The organism is Aneurinibacillus uraniidurans (genome assembly GCF_028471905.1).
Classification (GTDB): Bacteria; Bacillota; Bacilli; order Aneurinibacillales; family Aneurinibacillaceae; genus Aneurinibacillus; species Aneurinibacillus uraniidurans.
The window spans coordinates 2,593,255-2,611,354 of the sequence record NZ_CP116902.1 but is presented as its reverse complement, the minus strand read 5'-3'; the positions used below and the strand labels follow the sequence as shown (position 1 = coordinate 2,611,354).

19 protein-coding genes, 1 pseudogene, 1 riboswitch and 1 other annotated feature are annotated in these 18,100 nt (G+C 44.3%); of the genes and pseudogenes, 11 read left to right on the top strand and 9 right to left on the bottom strand.

The features are described from left to right. Position 1: 1 nt before the first annotated feature. Complete coding sequence (serA, locus tag PO771_RS12995; protein WP_272560123.1) at positions 2-1,585, bottom strand: phosphoglycerate dehydrogenase; 1,584 nt, start codon at positions 1,583-1,585, stop codon at positions 2-4. A gap of 98 nt (positions 1,586-1,683) precedes the next feature. Next, positions 1,684-1,925, bottom strand: a binding site (T-box leader). 291 nt (positions 1,926-2,216) lie between these two features. On the opposite strand from serA, the gene PO771_RS12990 reads away from it, so the two are divergent. Then, positions 2,217-2,657, top strand: coding sequence for a DUF1284 domain-containing protein (locus PO771_RS12990; protein ID WP_272560121.1), 441 nt, complete (start codon positions 2,217-2,219; stop codon positions 2,655-2,657). 61 nt (positions 2,658-2,718) lie between these two features. Here the strand turns inward: PO771_RS12990 and PO771_RS12985 are convergent, their stop codons facing one another. After that, positions 2,719-3,216: an inorganic diphosphatase gene (locus PO771_RS12985; protein ID WP_272560120.1), complete on the bottom strand. Its 498-nt coding sequence runs from the start codon at positions 3,214-3,216 to the stop codon at positions 2,719-2,721. Positions 3,217-3,323: 107 nt separating this feature from the next. Between PO771_RS12985 and PO771_RS12980 the strand changes: the two genes are divergently transcribed. Beyond that, positions 3,324-4,154: a DUF92 domain-containing protein gene (locus PO771_RS12980; RefSeq protein WP_272560118.1), complete on the top strand. Its 831-nt coding sequence runs from the start codon at positions 3,324-3,326 to the stop codon at positions 4,152-4,154. A 306-nt stretch (positions 4,155-4,460) separates the two neighbouring features. Here PO771_RS12980 and PO771_RS12975 read toward each other — a convergent pair whose 3' ends face one another. Beyond that, positions 4,461-5,429 carry a magnesium transporter CorA family protein gene (locus PO771_RS12975; RefSeq protein ID WP_272560117.1) on the bottom strand — a complete coding sequence of 323 codons (969 nt, stop codon included), beginning with the start codon at positions 5,427-5,429 and terminating at the stop codon, positions 4,461-4,463. A 115-nt stretch (positions 5,430-5,544) separates the two neighbouring features. Further along, a riboswitch (M-box (ykoK) riboswitch) is annotated at positions 5,545-5,712 on the bottom strand. 158 nt (positions 5,713-5,870) lie between these two features. Here PO771_RS12975 and PO771_RS12970 point away from each other — a divergent pair. From PO771_RS12970 to PO771_RS12955, 4 genes are all read left to right on the top strand, one after another. Beyond that, the gene (locus PO771_RS12970) at positions 5,871-6,539 is read left to right on the top strand and encodes a BsuPI-related putative proteinase inhibitor (protein WP_272560116.1); all 669 of its coding nucleotides are present in this window, start codon (positions 5,871-5,873) and stop codon (positions 6,537-6,539) included. 3 nt (positions 6,540-6,542) lie between these two features. Continuing rightward, positions 6,543-7,337 (top strand): EcsC family protein, encoded by a 795-nt coding sequence (locus tag PO771_RS12965; RefSeq protein WP_272560115.1) that lies wholly within the window; start codon positions 6,543-6,545, stop codon positions 7,335-7,337. Positions 7,338-7,684: 347 nt separating this feature from the next. After that, the gene (locus PO771_RS12960; protein ID WP_272560114.1) at positions 7,685-9,319 is read left to right on the top strand and encodes a DUF2339 domain-containing protein; all 1,635 of its coding nucleotides are present in this window, start codon (positions 7,685-7,687) and stop codon (positions 9,317-9,319) included. 10 nt (positions 9,320-9,329) lie between these two features. Beyond that, complete coding sequence (locus tag PO771_RS12955; protein ID WP_272560113.1) at positions 9,330-9,644, top strand: hypothetical protein; 315 nt, start codon at positions 9,330-9,332, stop codon at positions 9,642-9,644. Positions 9,645-9,689: 45 nt separating this feature from the next. Here the strand turns inward: PO771_RS12955 and PO771_RS12950 are convergent, their stop codons facing one another. Further along, on the bottom strand, positions 9,690-11,174 hold the full coding sequence (locus PO771_RS12950; protein WP_272560112.1) for a hypothetical protein: 1,485 nt from the start codon (positions 11,172-11,174) through the stop codon (positions 9,690-9,692). A 133-nt stretch (positions 11,175-11,307) separates the two neighbouring features. Here PO771_RS12950 and PO771_RS12945 point away from each other — a divergent pair, with 133 nt between their 5' ends. Continuing rightward, positions 11,308-11,685: a PH domain-containing protein gene (locus PO771_RS12945; RefSeq protein WP_272560111.1), complete on the top strand. Its 378-nt coding sequence runs from the start codon at positions 11,308-11,310 to the stop codon at positions 11,683-11,685. A gap of 15 nt (positions 11,686-11,700) precedes the next feature. Here PO771_RS12945 and PO771_RS12940 read toward each other — a convergent pair whose 3' ends face one another. After that, the gene (locus tag PO771_RS12940; RefSeq protein WP_272560110.1) at positions 11,701-11,931 is read right to left on the bottom strand and encodes a hypothetical protein; all 231 of its coding nucleotides are present in this window, start codon (positions 11,929-11,931) and stop codon (positions 11,701-11,703) included. An 88-nt stretch (positions 11,932-12,019) separates the two neighbouring features. On the opposite strand from PO771_RS12940, the gene PO771_RS12935 reads away from it, so the two are divergent. Together PO771_RS12935 and PO771_RS19475 are read left to right on the top strand one after the other, a co-directional pair. Continuing rightward, on the top strand, positions 12,020-12,379 hold the full coding sequence (locus PO771_RS12935) for a SpoIIAA family protein (RefSeq protein ID WP_272560109.1): 360 nt from the start codon (positions 12,020-12,022) through the stop codon (positions 12,377-12,379). A gap of 326 nt (positions 12,380-12,705) precedes the next feature. Then, a complete protein-coding gene (locus tag PO771_RS19475) occupies positions 12,706-12,843 on the top strand; it encodes a small, acid-soluble spore protein, alpha/beta type (protein ID WP_422665007.1) in 138 nt (45 codons plus the stop codon). On the opposite strand, the gene fbpA is transcribed toward PO771_RS19475, so the two are convergent. Then, positions 12,818-12,973 carry a Fur-regulated basic protein FbpA gene (gene fbpA / locus PO771_RS12930; protein WP_272560108.1) on the bottom strand — a complete coding sequence of 52 codons (156 nt, stop codon included), beginning with the start codon at positions 12,971-12,973 and terminating at the stop codon, positions 12,818-12,820. The two genes, PO771_RS19475 and fbpA, sit on opposite strands and share 26 nt — an antisense overlap. Positions 12,974-13,693: 720 nt before the next feature. Here fbpA and PO771_RS12925 point away from each other — a divergent pair. Beyond that, a complete protein-coding gene (locus PO771_RS12925; protein WP_272560107.1) occupies positions 13,694-13,858 on the top strand; it encodes a division/cell wall cluster transcriptional repressor MraZ in 165 nt (54 codons plus the stop codon). Between the two features lie 118 nt (positions 13,859-13,976). Here PO771_RS12925 and PO771_RS12920 read toward each other — a convergent pair whose 3' ends face one another. Then, positions 13,977-14,207 carry a glycine zipper 2TM domain-containing protein gene (locus PO771_RS12920; RefSeq protein ID WP_272560106.1) on the bottom strand — a complete coding sequence of 77 codons (231 nt, stop codon included), beginning with the start codon at positions 14,205-14,207 and terminating at the stop codon, positions 13,977-13,979. A 533-nt stretch (positions 14,208-14,740) separates the two neighbouring features. Continuing rightward, positions 14,741-15,244: pseudogene (locus tag PO771_RS12915) on the bottom strand (NAD(P)H-dependent oxidoreductase); the annotation flags it as partial. Between PO771_RS12915 and PO771_RS12910 the strand changes: the two are divergent. Next, entirely contained in the window at positions 15,160-15,408 is a 249-nt protein-coding gene (locus tag PO771_RS12910; RefSeq protein ID WP_336297942.1) for a MarR family winged helix-turn-helix transcriptional regulator, read from the top strand. The pseudogene PO771_RS12915 and the gene PO771_RS12910 overlap by 85 nt on opposite strands. A 742-nt stretch (positions 15,409-16,150) precedes the next feature. Here the strand turns inward: PO771_RS12910 and PO771_RS12905 are convergent. Next, positions 16,151-17,887, bottom strand: a complete 1,737-nt coding sequence (locus PO771_RS12905) for a multicopper oxidase family protein (protein ID WP_272560105.1) — start codon at positions 17,885-17,887, stop codon at positions 16,151-16,153. Positions 17,888-18,100 lie beyond the last annotated feature (213 nt).

The window sequence follows — 18,100 nt, the reverse complement described above, 5'->3', positions numbered from 1 at the left end:
CTTATAGTTCAAGTTGTGTTACGCTTGTAATTTCGCTAAGTTCACCGAGTGTATCAAGTACATCCGGGCTTACTTCTTTGTCAACAGTCAGGAGCATGATTGCCTGTCCGCCAACGCCACGACGTCCAACCTGCATGGTTGCGATGTTTACGTTGTTGTTGCCAAGGATTGTACCTACGCGGCCGATAGCGCCCGGACGGTCATTATGATGAACGAGCAGCAGGTGTCCTTGCGGCAGCAGGTCAACTGAGTAACCATCGATTTTCACGATGCGTGGGCCGTAGCCGTTCAGCAGTGTACCAGCCACAGTCTTTTCTTCCTGGCTTGTTTTCAATGTAACCGTTACAAGGTTGCTGAAGCCACCGCTGTATGTGGATTTTTGTTCTGTTACATGGATGTCACGATTTTTCGCCAGGTTAGGCGCATTTACATAGTTTGCAGCTGCTCCAAGGTGGTACGCCAGAATGCCTTTCAGCGTTGTGCGTGTCAGTGCTGCAGTATCGATATCTGTCAGATCACCGGAATATGTTACAATCACTTCTTTTAAGCCGCCAACCGCTGTTTGAGCGATCAGAGAACCAAGCTTTTCGTTCAGGTCGAAGTATGGTTTTACTTTTTCCATCACGTTAGCCGGGATAGATGGCAAGTTTACAGCATTTTTGAATGGCTCATCATGCAGAATGTGCAGAATTTCTTCTGATACGTCAATCGCTACATTCTCTTGCGCTTCAACTGTAGAAGCACCAAGGTGAGGTGTTACGACTACTTGCGGCATTTTCAGAAGCGGGTTATCCAATGGTGGCTCTTGTTCGAATACGTCGAGAGCTGCACCGGCAACTTTTCCACTTTCAAGCGCTGCGATGAGTGCTTGTTCGTTGATGATACCACCACGTGCACAGTTTACGATGCGAACGCCGTCTTTCATTTTTTCAAATTCTTTTGTGTTGATGATATATTTTGTATCTTTTGTTAGTGGTGTATGAACAGTGATGAAGTCAGCGTTCATCACGACTTCTTCAAGCGTTGAGAACTGTACGCCAAGCTTGTCAGCACGCTCTTGAGTAAGGAACGGATCAAATGCCATGATTTTCATGTTGAACGCTTTACCGCGTTTTGCGACTTCTGCACCGATACGGCCAAGACCTACGACACCGAGTACTTTATTATTCAGCTCAACACCTGTGAATGATTTGCGGTCCCATTCACCGTCAACGAGTTTTTTGTAAGCTGGTGGAATGCGGCGAGCAAGTGCCATAATCATGGCAAAAGAGTGTTCAGCTGTAGAGATTGTGTTTCCGTCTGGAGCGTTGATGACAACAACACCTGCGTTTGTTGCAGCAGCGAGGTCGATGTTATCAACACCTACACCAGCACGACCAACGGCCTTTAGTTTTTTACCAGCTTCAAAAATAGCTGGAGTTACTTTTGTCTGGCTGCGAACGAGCAGCGCGTCATACTCGCCGATAATTTCGATCAGTTCTGCTTCAGACAGGCCAGTTTTACGATCAACCTGTACATCTTCTGCGTCGAGCAGCTTCTGGATACCAAATTCGCTTAATGGATCACTTACTAGTACTTTAAACATGTACGTACACCTCCGCGGCGCCTTGGCGCCTTCCCTTTAAAATTTTTGTATTGAAGAAAAAATAAAAAACCCTTCGCGCTCACTACATGTATGCTGCAGTGAGGGACGAAAGGTTTATTTCGCGGTACCACCCTCATTTGCCGCTGTTTCGCAACAGCAGCCTCATCTGGTCATCTGTGTGACCAGCGCTGATAACGGAGCGACCGTGCAGACCTACTAGAAGGAATCGTTCAATCTGCCAGCTCAGGAGCGCTCAAATGTCAGGGGATTCACCGGTTCACAGCAACCACCGGCTCTCTGAAGAATCATGTCTGGCATCTCTCTCCGTCAACGCTGTTTGGATATCGTTTGTTGTTATGTTCTTATCATACCATCTCTTTTTGAAATGAACAAGATGTTTTTGATTAAAAACTTAACATTTTTAATTACGTTCTTATACAATGTTCGGATTTAGGTGCTTTCTTTATTTATAATTCTAGCAACTTGCCGTACGGATGTAAAGTTGTTTTGCGAGTTAAGCTTGTAAAAAAATTGAGAAAACAGTGAATGGTGTACGAAAAACGTGCCAACCGGATGGCGGGCGTGGTACAGTGTAAGGAATGCGAGAATCGCAAGGTGAGGGAGGAGCATCATGAAGATTGCGAATTTGCGTGGACATCATCTGCTGTGTGTGCACGGCTTTCAAGGGATGGGGTATAGTCCATCTTTTGTCGCGAATATGAAAACGATTGTGCAAGACATCCGGGACCCTGCTTGCGATGTTTGGCTTGAAGTTCGTATGGAATTCGATGATGTATGCATGGCCTGTCCACATAAAGGTCATACTGTGTGCCAGGCAGGAGAAGGGTCGGACCCTCATGTGCGAGCGATGGATGGTCGGGTGATTCGTCACTTGCGGATTGAGCGGGGCGGTACGTATCGCAAGGAATGGTTGATGAATCGTATTGCACGTATGGTTGAGCCGGATGATCTTGATGAGCTGTGCGCAGGGTGCTCCTGGCTTGCACAGGGAGTGTGCAAAGAAGGGATCAGGAAGCTGAAGGCACGGTATATGGCGGGTGAATGTGTGTAGATAAAAATAAAAAACTCCCATGCACGGGAGTTTTTTATTGTATCAGCAGGCAAAAACGAAATTATTTCGTTTCTGCGTAGCGAGCTTTGCACTCATCGATAAGCTGAGCAGCTTTTTCAGCGCCTTCCCAGCCTTCGATTTTTGTTTCTTTGTTCTCAAGGTCTTTGTAACGCTCGAAGAAGTAAGAAATTTCTTTTGTGATGTGAGCTGGGATATCCTCAAGAGACTTCACATCTTTCCAGCGTGGGTCGTCAACTGGTACACCGAGAAGTTTCTCATCTTGACCTTTGTCATCAGACATTACAAGCACGCCAATGATGCGAGTAGAGATCACGCAGCCTGGGAATGTCGGGAATGTTGTGAGTACGAGTGCATCAAGCGGGTCGCCATCAAGTGCGAGAGTGTTCTCCAGATATCCGTATTCAGTTGGATAATGCATTGGAGAGAACAGAACGCGGTCTAAACGGAATGCGCCAAGCTCCTTGTCGAATTCATACTTGTTTTGGCTGCCGGCTGGGATTTCTACAAATACGTCAACTACTTTGTTTTCAAATGCCATGGTATGATTCCTCCTTATATCGTAAATCGTCTACTATGTATTACATACACCTGCTTTATTATAGCAAGTTCCCCTTCATAAGAAAAGAATGTGAGGAGCGAAATCGAATGGAAGAAAGGTTTTTATTTGGACTGGTTGGAAGCGTACTCATTGCTGGGATAGCTTATAAGAAGCGATCACTGTCTGTAAGCGGGGGGATCGCTGCCATTGTGCTTGGTACAGCACTATATGCGCTCGGAGATATAAGATGGTATGGACTTTTGCTTGCATTTTTTATTTCGTCGAGCTGGCTATCACATCGCAAAAAGCAAGAGAAGCGGGAAGTAGAGGAGTTATTTTCCAAAACAGGGGTGCGCGACTGGTTGCAGGTAGCAGCAAACGGCGGACTTGGTCTGGTCGCGGTGCTTGGTGCGTTTATAAGTGGACGGGATGATGTATGGTTTGCCTTCTATATCGGAGCGCTTGCGGCAGCAGCAAGCGATACGTGGGCGACGGAGATTGGTGTGCTCTCGAGCAAGCCACCCCGCCATATTTTGACCGGGAAAATCGTGACACCAGGTACATCGGGAGGCATTAGTCGACTTGGCCTTGGAGCATCACTTGCGGGCGGCGCCTTTATCGGTGTAACAGCACTTCTGCTGACCATAGCGTCCGATGGAAAGATCAATCTTACGTACATATGGCTTGGTGCCGCAGGTGGCCTTTTCGGAAGTCTAGCAGACAGCATACTTGGAGCGACCTGGCAGCGCACCTATAAGTGTGAGGTATGCCGCAAAGAAACAGAACGAGATTTCCACTGCGGCACACAGACACATCCACTCAAAGGATACGCCTGGTGCACGAATGATGTGGTCAATATCGTGGGGACTGTCGTAGGGGGAGTAGTGGCAGTACTTATTCACGTACTTGCAGTTTTGACATCGCATGTTTTTTTGTAAAGCGAAACGTTGTGCGGGGAGCGGGAGAAGGAAGAAGCAAGAGAGCGCCTGTACGTGCCTACCCAGCGGAGGGAGAACGGCGAACGGGCCTTTGCCTGCAATCCTTCGGTGAATCAACATCGTGAGCTTTTTTGCAGGCGAGTTCACCGGGCTCCCGGAGCGAACAGTCGCAACATCCCTGCAAGCGTACCGAAGCGAACGGCTTCTTCCTTCTCCCGCTCCCTTCCCCCACACGTTGCCGATACTACAAAAAAAGCTGCCTCCACTCGCCATGTTCTAGCGACTGAGACAGCCTGAATATATCTGTTACATAAACTTGCGGCGCAAATACCACCACATCCACCACGATAGCCCGGATAAGACCAGGCAAATAAATAGCGTCATATACCACGATTGCTGGAACGGTAGTGGCACATTCATACCGAAGAAGCCAGTGATAAACGTAAGTGGAAGCATAATGGTAGAAATCATCGTCAGGATGTTCAGATTCTCGGTTGTTTTGGCGCTCACGATCGAATAATACGTATCAAGGGCACTGTTCACGAGCTCCTTAAATGTCTCTGTCGAATCCGCAATGCGTTCAAGGTGATCTTTTAAGTCAATATAGAATGGAACGTTGTCTTCTTGAATCGGGAACAGCCATTGACTGTTTACATTGGCGAATACCCTTTTCTGCGGCAGGATCATACGCCGGATTAGAATCAAAGTCCGCTTCAGTGCAAGGAACTCCTCGGTGACGACTTCCATTTTATGTTCATACATCTCGTCCTCGATCTCATCAATACGAATGCTGATGCGGTCAAGAATCGGAAAATATTCATCGGTAATCCCGTCAATAATAGAATACAGCAAGTAATCAGAGCCACGGTTCATGTATTCCTTGCTTTTGAGGGATGTAGCCGCAATTCGTCCAATCGAATGCATCGGGCGTTTATGGATCGTAACAATATAATTCGGCCCCATGAACACATTGAGTTCAATCGTCGTAATCTCGGTGTCACTTTCTTCATGATAGCGCAAGGCATGGAACACGAAGAAATGGTAATCTTCATAGTTATCCACTTTGGCACGCGGACTGTGCTGAAGACAGTCTTCGATAGCGAGTGGGTGGAAGTTGAACAGATTGGCGATGTAATGCAACTCCTGATTGCTCGTGTTGAACAGGTCAATCCAAAGCAAATCTTCATTAGAGTGGAGGAATTCGTCAATTTTGTTCAAATCCACATCATGGTACATCTCCTGCTGTGAATGATTGTAGAAATACGTTTTGATCACGGGAGCCACCTCCTTAAAAATCAGTCAAAATAAAAAGCGCCTCTCCTCAATGTTCCGGGAGAGGCGCTGCGATATGCAATCACGCCACGACAAAAAGCACGCAAAAACGCGCTTCGTCCATTCCCCTGGTTGAGCTTTGGCACAGAACAACGTAGAGTCCGCTGACTCAGCCACGTTAAGTAAAGCCTTAATCCGGCAATCCCTGTTCTACCCATTGGCGTCTTTCGACGTTTCCGGGCAGTGGCCTATGTTTGAACTGGAGCCTCGCCTAACGAGAATCGTAAATCATAGTAAAGTTGAAGCTTCTCTAAGCATAAAAAGCATGCTTCGTTTTGTCAATCCCTTTCCTGCCAGAAAACCTCTATTGCGTTTGTAAGGGAAAATCGTGCATACTTGACAGACATAAATGACGTCGTAAGGTACGAAGAGAAAGGAGTGCATATGATGAAACGGAAACATACACGGACACTGCTGGCCACGCTCGCACTTGCAGCAGTAGCAACGGGCGTGGTGCAGGCAGCTCCTGCTTTGACACAAATCTGGGTCGATACGAATCCCGTAACCATTCAGGTTGGAAATGGCCCGAACGCAGAAAAGCATACAGGTACATTCAACAACGGAGAGCAAAAAGTGCCGCTGTCATTGCTGCATAACGGTACAACATACGTGCCGCTTCGTTTTGTAGGAAATGTGTTGCATAAAGAGGTAAAATGGGACGCGAATGGGAGAATCATTACGATTTCCGATGGAGGGCAGGGTGGTATTGTGGCTGGACAATTGGAATCGGTTCTGGGATACGATGGCGCAGACTCGCTTGTCTTCTCTGTGAAAAATCAAACAGAACGTGAGCATACGCTCACATTTACAAGTGGGCAGAAATTCGATTATGTAATTTGGAACGAGAAGGGCGAGAAGGTACGTCAGTACTCAACGAACAAAATGTTTACCGCTGTAATGTCTAACCTTGTGTTGAAACAAGGACAGGAGGAAACATTTACAGCGCCGCTTGAAGGACTGCCGGCCGGTACGTATAAAGTGAAATTCTGGCTGACAGCGCAAGGAGCGGATATCAGTCAGACGATTACATTCCATGTTTCGGCACAGAAATAGAAGATGAGGAATGTGGAGTCAACCGATTACTTGTTACAAGAGCTGCAAAAAGTAGAAACGTGGGAAGCGGAGCAAAAAGATTTATGGTTTTGGGAGAGACTTGGTCGTCTTCCGTTTGTTTTGCTTGATAAGCTAACCCCGAATTTTTTGCGGGATAAAGCCGGGCAGGTCATGGATGAAGTCAGCAGTTATATTCAGTCGGGTGGTCGGTACTTACTGAATAAGCAGGATGTTTTAAACCGTTTTCCCGTTCCGTTAAGCGAGGTTTCATCTGTTGCCGCTTTGTCATTGCAAGATATGGATGCTGTAGCGCAGGATCTGGCAAAATCACGCACCAAATTTGCGATGTATCAGGGAGCGGTAACCGGAATAGGTGGTATTTTTACCCTGGCCATTGACATTCCTGCGCTGTTGGGAGTATCGCTTAAAGTGCTGCAGGAGATTGCGATTGCATACGGATATGATCCGAATGACAAGCAGGAGCGTATTTTTATTATTAAGTGCATGCAATTTGTGTCCGCTGATATCGTTGGGAAAAAGGCGATTATTGAGGAGCTGTGTACAATGCAGGCAGATGACCGTCAGACATTTGCTCAAATCCAGGGCTGGCGGGAAGTGGTGCTCACCCAGATCGATAATTTCGGATGGAAAAAATTGTTTCAAATGATCCCGATTGCAGGTGTTTTATTTGGAGCTTACATTAATAAAAGTACCATTCAGGAAATGGCCGAAGCGGGTACGATGCTGTATCGGAAGCGCCGAATTATCGAGAAAATGAACGCACTTGACATCAGGTAAGTAGAACATGTTTTTGTGGAAGGAAAAGAGCCTGTCCCCCTCGCCGGACAGGCTCTTTTTATTTTTGTTTTCGCGCTTTCCACCATTTCATGACCTGGATGATAACCTGGTTGAGTGAAGCCACAGCAATACCGGTCAGTATGGATGCGATAAACAGCTTGAGGATCGTCATGAAAGCCCTCCTACGTGATGTCTATGAGTATTATACCATGATCCATTGCATGCGCTAAGCGAGAAGTAGGAAAAAGAGAAGCAGCAAAGGGTGCTGTTTAATAGTTCCACCATTTTTATGGTAAAAAACGGGACTTGATAGTATGATAAGGAAAACGCTTGATAAGGAGGGGACCATGAATCAAGAGCAGCGGATTACAGAACTTGAAGCTCAGGTCGCTGAGCTTACACGTAGGCTAGAAGCTGTGGAGGCTAAGGAATGCAGCATGAAGCATGATTTCATATATAAAAAGCAGCGGGAAGAGAGCGTACCGATTATACCTCCACCGGAAAAAGAGCCGGTAGACTGGGAGACGTTGCTTGGACGTGTCTGGCTGCCGCGTGTATTTATCATGGTGCTTTTGATTGGGATTGTCTGGGCGTTTAAAGCGTCGATTGATCGGGGCTATTTGACAGAACCGGTGCGTGTGGCGTTCGGGTTTGCGTTATCAGGAGTGCTTTTATTTCTAGGGCGGCGCCAGATGATGCAGCATCGTGCTGCTCTGGGGCAGGTGCTGCTTGGCGGTGCGGTGTGTGCGTTGGTACTTTCTACGTTTGCGATGCATATGTTATACGGGTTTATTCCGGCTGCGCCTGCTTTTGGATTGAATGTAATGTGGATTATAGGTGGTGTCTGGCTAGCGGTCCGTTATGAATCACAGGCGTTAGCTGTGCTTTCCTCACTGGTCGGGGTGCTTATTCCGTTCCTTGTGGAAAGCGAGGCGCCGAGTGTGGTGTTTTTTACCGCATATGAAACTGTGTTATATGTGACGTTTTTATATGTGGCGATGAAGAAGCAGTACAGGATACTGTATTATTCATCAGCGATCTTATTACAGGTTGCTCTTACAGTATTCTGGCTTGTATCAGATGTGGAGAGTGCACATGTGCTGGCATTTGGTAGTATGGTGCAGCATGTATGTTTGCTCATCTTTATGCTTCGTTCATCTCGCTTCCCTCTTTCGTATTACGGTATGCTGCTTGCGACATTTGGTCTGACAGTAAGGTGGATGGGGATCGGTCTGTCTGAAGTAGCAGTAGAAGGGACGTTACTTGCGTTTACTGTAGGGTATGCAGGTCTTGCGTATCAACAATATGGGCGAAATAAGGAAAAAACGGCTGCGGCTGCTTCTATCGCATCTTTCGCTTTGATGGCGTACATCATGGAAGCGTGGAACGCAGAGAGTGAATCACTTCTTCTCATACTGGACGGTACACTAGCGCTGTATGTGGCTGTTATGTTGCAGTCGAAATGGCAGCGGATAACAGGGATGCTTATTTATCTTTTAGGTGCATTGACGATTGTCTTGGAGTCGATCAACGAATTATTTTCGTTTGGGGTGCTGAACTGGCTCGTATTACTTGGCACAGGAGCCTGGCTGTATCGGTTATATCGGCGTGAGGTTCCTGTTTTTGTGGGGAGGGTTGTGCAAGTAGCAGGTCTTATGTACGCAGGTTTGCTGCTACTGTTTGTAACGGAAATAACAGACGTGTTGATGCGGGATTTTACGTATGAGATTCAGCGGCTTGCTGTATCTGGAGTCTGGGCGCTTTATGCGGTAGCAGGACTTATGTATGGGGCGAAGAAGGAACAGCGAGAGATGCGGCGTCTCGGACTTGTTCTTTTGATCGTAACGCTTCTGAAAGCAGTTTTTCTAGATGTTCCATCTCTGTCCCTACTGGTACGTGCGGTTCTGTTTATCGGGCTCGGGGCAGTAGGTCTACTGATGTCGCGGCTTTTTTATTCGTCAGCACCGGAGAAGAAAGAATAGGAGGGAAGGCATGCTATCGCGGATAAAAGCAAGATATCGGGCACGAATGAGAAGGGGAGCCGGGCGGAGAGATACAGTAGGTGAAGTAATCAGTTACTGTATTAACATGATGATCATTGCTGTATTTGTTGTCTGGGCGGGAGCAGAATATGGGTGGAAGCCTGCGGTGCTTGCGGGAATTGTACTTGTTCCGTTTGGTCTGAAGTTGGAAGATGGAATATTTGCTCTTCTCGGTGAGAAAGCATATGTCAAAATAAAGCCGTTGTTGGCGTATCTTTTACGAGTTGTATTTGGGGTTGGGATACTACTGTATATGATTCGGTGAATGGCGGCAGTACCCCGATGTTTGGCGGGGTACTGCACCTACTGGTTAACGTGAGTTGAGCCATTTATTTTTCTCATTAATGAGCCATTGGATGTCTGTGCTTTTCGTACCAGTGGCCCGATTGAGTAAATACTGCGAGAGGAGCAAGTCGTCGCGCGTTAGTTCGAGATAATCACGCTGTGGAAGCGGGCGTAAATTTCGGCTCAATGCATAATACAGATTATGATTTGGCATGACCCAGCGAGTCTTCGTTTCTTCGATTCCCCTAAGGAGTGTGATAGCCTGCTGTTTTTTAGCGGGGTTTTGTGTGTACACATACGATTCCAGCAAATAGTTTAGATTGGCCACCTGATGATTAAGTGATGTGTGCGAGAGATGGCCCTGCTCATCCACGTAGTCAGGGATTAGACAGCCTTCCTTGCCGGTTTTTAGTGAATACGTATTTATATACCGGGTATGATAGCGATCCCACTTTTGCAGGCAGGCCCATACTGCATCATCTTTTGTAAAATGAGCATACCGCAGGAGAAAGGTGGCATTATCGGCATTGCGCCGGTTGTCCATATAGCCAAAACTGATCTTGTAATCCTCATACAGCCAGCCACTAGAGCGCGGCTGCGTTGGCCAGTATCCATGCTCGTTCTGATTACGGACTGCACTGTATGCTAAATGTGTAGCGATGTCGTAAAAGAGCGAGCCATAGCTTTTGTCAAGGTACTGCACCGCCTGCAGACCTTCAAGGTTAGCAGGATTTAAGTAAAATGATGTTGAAGTATATGGCTCATAGGTCGCGTCCGGTGTGCGGGAATACGCTCCATCTACATCCAGCTTTCGGATCGTGTCAAATTCGATTGCGGCGGAGGCTCGTGCTGCGTCTTTGTTCTGGAAAGCAAGCAGTGGTTGACCGCTCAAGACGCCCCATGTCGAAGCCAGTACGTTTCTCTCAGCAGGGAGTGGTATCGTATACGTAATCGCTTGTGTGCTTTTTTGGATGGCAATATCAGGATGCTGCACTTTTTTTTCCGCAAATGTGTTATGCCCGAGCGGAGTAAAGGCTGTAACTGAGCCGATGCGGTACGCAAGGGAAGATCCCTGCACGTAAAAAGGGGCTGAAGTCGTTGCTGGCAGTTTAATGTGCTCCCACTTTTTTTCGCGTAGTACCGAAGCGGATACAGCAGATGTATCCAGGGCCTGGATTTGTACAGACACAGTAGCGCGGCGTGTAGTTGGATCTTGTTTAGCAAAATACAGCACATCGCCATTATTAATGCGGACAAGCACTAGTTCGAATGTTCGCTTGTTTGCTTGATAGCGGTAATACGTGTAAGAGGCATGGGGATATCTGACCGTTTCAATAACAGGAGTCACGGTTTGGGGCCAACCTAGTAGGCGGATCGTGTAGTCGATGTTCAGGTCATTCGTTACATCGAGAGAAAACGATGCCTGAGGTTCTTCCTGGGCGCATACTTTTATCTGAAGAGACAGAAAAATAAAAAAGCAAATAAACAACATCCAGATAAATTTCTGCATAGGACCCCTCTCCCTCTCTATTCCTGTATACTTGGTGGAAGTGTTAGTAAAAAAGCCCGTCCGATTTGGATCGAACAGGCTTTATAGAGTTTATTTTACCATAAAAAATTATGTATAAGGAGGAAAATTTGATATGGGTTTTTTTGATGGATTTATGGGAAATGCTTCAGAAGTTGATGTTGCAGAGGTGCAGAGAGAGTTTGCACATGTTTTAGCGCAGAGTGAACACATTGATAAGGCATATAAATTAATCCGCGATATGTTTATTTTCACGAATAAGCGTTTGATTCTTGTTGATAAGCAAGGGTTAACAGGGAAAAAGATCGAGTATCATTCCATTCCGTATCGAAGTATCACTCGTTTTAGCATCGAGACAGCGGGTAGTTTTGATTTGGATGCCGAGTTGAAAATATGGATTTCAGGAAGTCAAATACCTATCCAAAAGCAATTCAATAAAAGTTTGAATATTTATGAGCTGCAAAGTGTATTAGCAGAGTATGTCCTGAGATAGGTCGTGAAAGCCGATCTATTCCTTATGCGTATGTTTCCGGTAGAAAACATATTTAACTGCACCGAAGATTAGTAGGCCAATGATGACAAGAGGCATTAATTCCGGGAGTGCAAGGGAAGCCATAAGAGCATCTGAGTACACCATAAAGTCAAGCATACCAATGACAAAAATGGTTAGAATAAGCGTCTGGAATCGCGAATAAAGAGCAGCAAGCCGGAACCAAATGAACTGCAATAAACGGGGCATAACAATCCTCCTATGGTACGCGTTTCCTGTTTATACGAAAGTGTATGCCAAAATGTTACAAAAATAAATGTGGAGGAAGGTGACCTCTATGATAAAAGTGATAGAAAGTCGTAATGACGCTGTTGTGGCGATTGAAGTTAGTGAAAGAATAACAAAAAAGGACTATGGGGATGTTGAGCAAGCTTTCCGAGAAGCAGCCGATCGTTATGGAAAGATTCGAATACTGATTATGGTTGGGGAATACACCGGGTTTTCCTGGGATGCTATTTTAGGAAAGATAGAATTTAATAAAGAGTTTTATCGGTATTATGACAAAATTGCTGTGGTAAGTGACCGTAAGTGGATGAAGCCTATTATCGAACTAGAAGATCGCTTCATCAAAGCCGATATGAAGTACTTTGATCCGGAACAGCAGAATGAAGCTTGGGAATGGATCACACAGGAATAAGCAGGGTAAATATGAAAGTAAACAAAGAGTCTGTTCGTTCTCCGGCAGGCTCTTTGTTATTTTAAAGGGATGTAAATCACGTAAACATTGGTAGTATAATACCAGGGAGGTGAACATATATGAATAAGCTCTTGAAGGCTACAGATATCGTTCTGTTTATTCTTATCCTACTATGGCTATACGGTTTAGACTTTACAAAGATGACTGCGCTCACATGGATTGGTTTGTCTGTGTCTATCCTTTGGTTCGTTCTGATGGTTTGGAAGGTGATCCTACTATGGAAAAAGAGATGATTTTTAAATCAAAGTCGTAATAATAATGAACTTCTGGCTCCACAAGCACGAAATGCACTTGATCAAATGGAATATGAAATTGCTGCAGAGTTATATACAGTCAAAAGCCTCCCAAATCAGAGGGAGGCTTATTTATTGGGATTATTTAATTTACTTGCCGTTCCCTTTTAGATAAAGCTGCGCATAACGCTTGCCCTATCTCTTTCTCCGAACATTCATAGAGCTGGCGTCCTCTAATTTTAAAAATCCCCAACTCTAACAACTTATCCATTTTACATGAAAGATCTGCTTTCTCTTCCACTATTCATCACCTCTTATTGCCTAACACGATACAGTAATTGATCCTGTTTATTAATTGAGTTTATACATAATATACCCATTTGTCCCCAGTTGCAAAAGCATGTCAAATTTATAGATTGATTGCAATGATACAAAATCTTACTAAAAATAAGTATATGTACACTCGCTCCATTTGCTACGGTGTATACACACTGAAAAAACGGCAGCGTGTCGGAGACCCTCTACATGTGCATGTAGAGGATGGAGAAATTATTTTTAATGTACCTGCGGGATAATTCCTATTCTTTCGTGTTCGTACCCATACTTTTCTAAATATCTATACTTTTCTTCCGTGTCAATTGGTCGCCAACCATAGCATAGGTTTTTCGCGTTATTAATCCATGTATTAGTAAAACAGCAAAACTTCCTAATACAACCTTCATCTTTGGCCCACCAACAGGTTTCACAATTTCTATAGTCTGTTTTAGCATGCATCTCTCATACCCCCACTTTATACGCAAAAACAACGCATAAAGTTATTTACGGTATTTATGCTGCGCATTTCATGGGGTATTTTGATTATTTTTATGTTATCCTTACAGACTAATGAACTGGTTTGTACCAGGGAATGGGGGCTTACTTATACTTGTCATATCTTCGCCAGTCGTTCATGATATAACTGTGTATTTTATTTCCTTTTTATCCTGTTACTTGTATAATGTGACAAAGGGGATGATGTAAGATGGAATATCGATTACAAGTCGATGAGCAAGGTCGGATATTACTCCCTGAAGAAATGCGTGAGCAGCTTGGTTATGGTCCGCTGCTTGTTTATACAGTAGAGCATCTTATCGTTATTAAGAAGGAAGTTCCTGAGAAAACATTTACTTGGACACCACAGAAATAAGAAGGGCTCGGCGCAGATCTCAGTGAAATTTCTGCCCGAATAAATAAACGAGGGTGCAGGCTTGCGCCTGCTTTCCCTCGCTCGTATATGCTACTAGCCCTGTTTATTCTATTGGGGTTCAGTCAGCATCCTGCTCGTTTTTCGCGTTGTCGGTGGTACTCTCGACACCTTCACCCGCCTGATTACCCAACGCACCACCAGCAATGGCACCTGCAACAGTGCCGAGTGGTCCGAAAAGGGAACCTACAGCAGCGCCCGCAACACCACCGCCCACGGTTCCTACAGCCTCACTAATGTCGTTGCCATTCATGTTGGCCTCGTTCTGATTACGATCATTGTTTTCAGCCATTTATCTCGCTCCCTCGTTTTGTTATAGGGAGGCGCTGTTTTGCTAGCGCAGTCCCGGAACATATTTTGCCCAATCGACAGAGATTTACGCACTCATGGTCTTGATAGATCGATCAGCCTGTTTGCGCATAATTCGGATCTCCGTTCTTCTCCAGTTTTCGCCGTTTTTTATTATCTAGTGTGAAGTATGCCGTTTTTGATTAGTTGAGTCACTTTATATACAGGAAGACCTGCAGCATTTGCGATCTGTATCGTATTCATTTGGGGGTTTTGTCGGACCAATTCCTTTATTTTTTGAATTTCAAGTCGTTTTTCCTCTTGTTCCTGTCCTATGATCGTTCTAAGGTCTTTTGGCATGATGGGTCACCTTCCTAACATGATGCTGGTTTTAATTATACAGGATAAAGATGAAATGTAATGGAAAGTTAGGAATTTTTCAGCAGGTCTTTAGTAGGGGTGGACAGGGGCTGTTTTATTATATCAGTTTTAACGTAGGGCATTAAAAATAAGTGATTATGATTATAAAAATTACATTTACATCATTTTTAAGTAGTGATCGATTACCTTGAAATAACGATATATTTTGTTTAATTTTTCGTCGTGTTTTCCTTTTGGACTTTCCATATTCCCAAATTCAAAGAACTTCACTTTTTTTATCCCTACATAATGAAATAAAGCTCTTTTCATTAATACTTTGTGCGCATTATTTAACCAGAACAAAGGGTAATGCATAGGACCTTTCATTGTTGAAATACAAACAACAGACTTTCCTTTTAAAAGACCTTCTGGTAGGAGTCCTCCTTTATCTTTATAGGCAAAGTCTGAAGCAAACATTTGATCTATATACCCCATAAGCATAGCGGGAGGACGTCCCCACCAAATCGGATACACAAATACAATTTTATCGGCCCAAATAATTTGTTCTCGATACTTTTCGAGTTGGGGATCAGAGTATGTCCATGCCGAACACAAGTCGTGAATTGAAAAAACTGATTGAAAAGAATTTGTGCCAAAAATTTTCGGCTGCTGAAGATCGACGAAAACAATATGTCCGTCTTTCCCAAGAAGGGGAAGCTATGATGAATGAAGCCTTTACACGCATAGAAGCTCGTTTCCTACAACGGATAAAGGGTGCCTCTGAAAAGGATTTAGAAGAAATCAGCAAAGCTTTGGATGTGCTTTGCTCAAAAGTGTTTTATTAAAGTGTTGATTTGTATTAATTCCGAGCGATTTAAGGGAAACAAATTTAATATCGATAGGCTTTTTGTATAGGTTCCTATAATCATGCATAGGTAAAGGGATTTCTATAAGTTTGTAATCCCACATAGTCGAAGCAAATCATCTACTACTCCTATTATTTCATTGGCAACAAACACTAGAAAAAGGGAGAAAAAGAATAAAAGTAACGACATGAGAAGCCAGGAGAACCTACTTTTTTTCACCTTAATGTCCTCCATATATCTTATATATTCCTAACGCAGCGTGTATATCTGCATAATAATTGTGAATAGCAATCATTAGAATCATAATTACCCCGATATAAATATGGAGTTTTCTTGCTTGAGAACGCTGCCTGTTTTTCTGCAACAACAGGCCAATTCCGCTAACGAAAAACATGGCGACAATAGCAAAGAGACCCGAGTATGTATCCATCATTTTTGGGGAAGGTTTTATCAAATAGAATATACTGTGTCCTATTCCTAGAAGAAGGGAAGCCCATCTTATTTGGTAAGAATGGTGAGTATCACACAAACCATTAACCAATGAGGTAGATACTCCCATGATGTCTAATTTTACAACGGAACATGCTACTGCCTGTGATTTTGGCACATGAACTGACAACAGCGAATGTATATGATAGCGATTGAAAAGCCTGCATTTCTCTTTTATGGATGCAGGCTTTTCACTTCTCAAATCAGATTAACTCTAATCAGAAGAATCTTTTTAATCGTCACCGTCTAATTCATCACCACAATTTTTATGGTGCTTATGATCATGATGCTTATGATCATGGTGCTTATGATCACATTTTCCAGGGGGATCGGAGCATAAGCTGTTATCATGACAGCATTGATCAAACGAATCATCAGGGCATTGGCCGGGGATAGGTGTACATGGGTTAAAACCATGGTTTTGAAGAACTTCGTAAGGACGCATCATATCGTGGTCTTCGTGTTCGAGTATATGGCAGTGCCATGGGTAGATACCAGTGAATGGTCCAAAGCGGGCAATAATACGGGTAACTTCATCTGGATTGGCTCTTACAGTATCCTTCCAACCCTGTTCGTTCGGATCAGGTGGAATTGGATTTCCGGACAATACAACATTCCCATTTACCAAAGTGAATTTTTCACGGTTTACGATTTGGAACTGGACTAAGTGTAAGTGGATCGGGTGGGTATCAGGGGTCTTATTCACGAGTTCCCAAACTTCAATGGTACCATTGGAGGGAGTTTCCGTGATGGGCTGATCGTGAAAACCTTTGTTATTTAGCAATAAGAGCAGTCGACCAAATTCATCACAAGCTTCGTTCAGTGTGTTTGTTCGTGTTTTGTCCGCTTGTGCGGGATCTAAACGTTCCAGGCAGCTAAGTTTATTTGGGATGTCGCTTTTATCTGGATTAGTCGACTTCGACTTCACCCGGAACTGCATGATTTTTGTTAAGTCTGAGTCTGGTTCCAGCGGTGGACCGGCAGGGAATGGAGCCGATGCTTCGTTAGTCAATATGATATTCTGTCCTTCATGACCGGAGAAATCTATAATGACGTCAGCGCGTTCAGCTGGCGCAAGTATAATATGGTCAGTCTGGACCTTATGTTCCAGAAAGCCACCGTCAGTCCCTATCTGTACAAAGTCTTGGTGGGAACTCAATCGAATGTCATAAAAACGAGCATTGGAGCCGTTTAAAATGCGAAAACGATATTTTCGAGGTTCGACTTCAAGGAAAGGCCAAACTTTTCCATTTACAAGAATGGTATCTCCAAAAAACTCGGGAACGATAGATGGATTTGGCAGTGGTAGCGTTGGCGTACATCCTGATGGGAGGTCATCAGGTTGAGACGGATAAAAAAGTTCTCCATTAGGATAAAAAGTACGGTCTTGGATGACTAACGGGATTTCAAATTTCCCACGTGGTAGATTCATATCTTCTTCTTTCTTGTCGCGTATAAGGTAGAACCCGGCAAGACCTGCGTAAACGTTCAAGCGTGTAATTCCTAACGCGTGATCATGATACCAAAGGGTTGTCGGACGTTGGCAGTTTGGATAATAGTAGACTTTATGCTGAAACTTTGGCCCTACATTTTCAAAATGTTTGGTAAACCAAGCTTCCGGGAAACCATCATTTTCAGGTCGCACGCGTCCACCGTGCAAGTGGACGACAGTCCTTACTGAGGGTTGATCTGGTTCGGCACCATCAATCGTGCGATCAACAGGAAGCAAATGCTCAAAGGGCAAATCATTGATCCACTTCACAAAAATTGGTTCATTGCGCTTCACTTCAAAAGTGGGACCTGGATACAGCCCGTTGTACCCCCAGACGGTTGTTGGGGGGAGATCTTGATGTAATTTTTGTGTCACTTGTTTCATTGTGACTTCGTAATAGGGAATGCCATCCCGTTTACCAATGGGCTTTAAGACAGAGGGAATCGGTAAAGCATCCACAAATTTAGTGAGGGACATTTCCTAACCTCCTTTTCGGTTAGGAGATTTGTAGACGATTAACTACTTCTGTTTACAGATAATGATTTTTTCAGAGTACAAACCTCCTTTTCATGTACAAGATATGTAGTAATTGGAGGTTCGTAGATGGATGCTTGTCTATTTATTATAAAATATACGATTTACCTATAAATAATTTAGTAGAAAAAACGGCATATTAATGAGTGTCATAGA